Here is a 2,557-nt window from a genome sequence, read left to right on the forward strand (position 1 = left end):
GGCGCCCGGGCCGCCGGGACCCATCGGGCCGCCGCCCGCGCCGCCCTGTAGCATCTGCTGGAGCTCGCTCTGCAGCTCCTCGAACTGCTCCTGGACGCGCTCCTCCTGCTTCTCGAGCTGCTCGGTTCGGACCTCGAGCGACTCGACCTTGTTCTCGAGGTCGTCGTAGGCGGACTCGTAGTCCGTCTCGACGAGGACCTCACCGATCTCGCGGTACATCCCCGCGTCCTCGTCGACGTCCTCGAGCGCATCGAGCGCCGTCTTCGACTCGTTGAGCGCGGTCTTGGCCTGCTCCTTCTGCTCGGCGACCTGCTGTGCGGTCTCCTGCAGCTCCTGCAGCTCCTCGATCTTCTCCTGTGCCTCGGGCGGCATGTTCCCTTGCATGGTCGGACCGACGCGGCCCGGAGGGAAAAACCCCCGATTTCTCTTTCGTGCGGGGATCGGACGCGAATCCGGGGGGAGACGGCCGGTAGTGCTACTATCGGCGACGTCGCCACTGCCAGGGAGCCACAGGAAGTCGGCGATGTCCCTAGCCGGTCATCCGCGAATCATGGTCATCCACGAATCATAGCCATCCGCGAACCACGGCCATCCGCGAATCATAGCCATCCGCGAACCACGGCCATCCGCGAATCAGGGTCGCTCACGCGTCACGTCCTCGGCGACCGCGACGAGCCGAGACCAGCTCCGGATCCCGGCTCGAAGCGCCACGAGGTCGTCCGCGACGATCCGCACTCGGACGACGTCGTCGCGGTCGGTTCCTCGGTCGACCGTCGCCGCCGACCGCGACTCGTCGAGGTCCCCGACCTCGGGGGCGAGTGCGCCCGCGATGTGACGTGCCCGCCGATCGGTGGCATATCGGAACGAGAGGACGGCCTCGTGGTCGCGGTCCGCGACCGGTTCCGTCCGCTCCTTGTCGGTCGGGGAGGGGTCAGTGGAGGAGTCGTCGATCATCGAGCCGTCGATATCGGAGCAGTCAGCCGTCGAACCGTCGGCAGAGATGCGGTCGGGCGTCGAACGATCGGCTGTGACACGATCGGTCACGACGCGGGGTTGGTGAGACGTTATTCGACGTCGACTTCCTTGATCCCGCCGCCGCGCTCCTTCAGGAGGACGCGGTGGCCACAGTAGGGACAGCGCACGCCGCCGTACTCGTCGAGGGTCACGTCGCGCTTACAGCGGGAGCACTTGTAACTCATTATTCCTCGTCGGCGAGCGCGGCGCGGATAGAGCGGCGAACCGTGCGGCCGCCGGGGGTCTCCGGCCGGTACGCCCCGCCGGTGAACGTCTCGCCGGTCTCCTCGTTCACCCAGATCCCGGTGCCGACGCGCTTGACGTCGTCGCCGTCGACGGTCGCGTTGCGCATCTCCGCTTCGATGTCCTTGACTCGTTTCCGAGCGACGCGACCGTAGCGTGCGCCGAATCGGCCCGCGCTCCCGGTGCTTCGTGCCTTGTCCTCAGCCATAGTGGAGGTGAATACCGGCAGCGCGAATAAAAAGGCTACGAGTCGCACCCGTCCTGGGGGCCGGTCGTGGCGACTGTCACGACCGCTGCTCGTCGTTCCGAGACCGCTGCTCGTCATCCCGTGACCGCTACTGGTCATCCCGCGGAGAGTTCCAGCCCGTCACGGTCTCGCAACCGATATCGGCGATCCACCCACGCCGACACCCCCGACCACAAGCGTTTTTATTAGTTAGTATTATAACTAAGTTGTATGCTCGACTTCGACGGCTTCAGCGACGTGGACGAATCGGCGGTGACCCGGGCGATCGGCCGGGAGTGGACGGACGGGTTCATGGAGTTCTCGGACACCGAGGTGATCGTGATCGGGGGCGGCCCGTCGGGGCTGATGGCGGCGAGAGAGCTCGCCGAACGGGGTGTAGACGTGATGGTCGTCGAGAAGAACAACTACCTCGGCGGAGGGTTCTGGCTCGGCGGGTTCCTCATGAACACGGTGACGGTTCGAGACCCCGCCCAGTCGGTCCTCGATGACCTTGCCGTCCCGTACGATGCGGTCGAGGAGACGGACGGGCTGTACACCGCCGCCGGGCCGCAGGCCTGTTCGGGGCTGATCAAGGCGGCGTGTGACGCGGGCGCACGTATCCAGAACATGACGGAGTTCACCGACATCGTCGTCCGTGAGGACCACCGTGTCGGCGGGATCGTGATGAACTGGACGCCCGTCCACGCGCTCCCGCGAGAGATCACCTGCGTCGACCCCATCGCCGTGGAGGCCGACCTCGTGATCGACGCGACCGGCCACGACGCGGTCGCCGTGACGAAGCTGGCCGAGCGAGGAGCGCTCGACGCGCCGGGGATCCGACAAGCCGGCGAACAGGACCTGGGTATGGACGCGACGAGCGACGACGAGTACGGCGCGCCCGGCCACGACTCCCCCGGCCACGACTCGATGTGGGTCGCCGAGAGCGAGGACGCCGTCGTCGAGCACACCGGCCTCGTGCACGAGGGAGTGGTCGCGACCGGCATGGCGGTCGCAACCGCGCACGGTCTCCCGCGGATGGGCCCGACGTTCGGCGCGATGCTCGTCTCGGGCAAG

Annotated in this window: 5 protein-coding genes; 1 reads left to right on the plus strand and 4 read right to left on the minus strand. The window is 67.2% G+C overall.

Features of this window, described 5'->3' with window-relative positions:
• From ACFQEU_RS14340 to ACFQEU_RS14355, 4 genes are all read right to left on the minus strand, one after another.
• On the minus strand, positions 1–372 hold a 372-nt coding region (locus tag ACFQEU_RS14340; RefSeq protein ID WP_379783262.1), incomplete at its 3' end, for a prefoldin subunit beta.
• Between the two features lie 261 nt (positions 373–633).
• Complete coding sequence (locus ACFQEU_RS14345) at positions 634–954, minus strand: KEOPS complex subunit Pcc1 (RefSeq protein ID WP_379783258.1); 321 nt, start codon at positions 952–954, stop codon at positions 634–636.
• A 110-nt stretch (positions 955–1,064) separates the two neighbouring features.
• On the minus strand, positions 1,065–1,199 hold the full coding sequence (locus tag ACFQEU_RS14350) for a DNA-directed RNA polymerase subunit P (protein WP_006114270.1): 135 nt from the start codon (positions 1,197–1,199) through the stop codon (positions 1,065–1,067).
• Complete coding sequence (locus ACFQEU_RS14355) at positions 1,199–1,465, minus strand: eL43 family ribosomal protein (RefSeq protein ID WP_122105282.1); 267 nt, start codon at positions 1,463–1,465, stop codon at positions 1,199–1,201. The genes ACFQEU_RS14350 and ACFQEU_RS14355 overlap by 1 nt, the downstream gene beginning before the upstream one ends.
• 249 nt (positions 1,466–1,714) lie before the next feature.
• Here ACFQEU_RS14355 and ACFQEU_RS14360 point away from each other — a divergent pair.
• Positions 1,715–2,557 (plus strand): thiazole biosynthesis protein (locus tag ACFQEU_RS14360; protein WP_379783260.1); only part of this gene is annotated, 843 nt, incomplete at its 3' end.

This window comes from Halorubrum tibetense (assembly GCF_042661865.1).
GTDB classification, from domain to species: domain Archaea; phylum Halobacteriota; class Halobacteria; order Halobacteriales; family Haloferacaceae; genus Halorubrum; species Halorubrum tibetense.

Bases quoted from the DNA above. Each gene is read 5' to 3' on its own strand.
- ACFQEU_RS14345 (WP_379783258.1), bottom strand. From the start codon at position 954: ATGATCGACGACTCCTCCACTGACCCCTCCCCGACCGACAAGGAGCGG.
- ACFQEU_RS14350 (WP_006114270.1), bottom strand. From the start codon at position 1,199: ATGAGTTACAAGTGCTCCCGCTGTAAGCGCGACGTGACCCTCGACGAG.
- ACFQEU_RS14355 (WP_122105282.1), bottom strand. From the start codon at position 1,465: ATGGCTGAGGACAAGGCACGAAGCACCGGGAGCGCGGGCCGATTCGGC.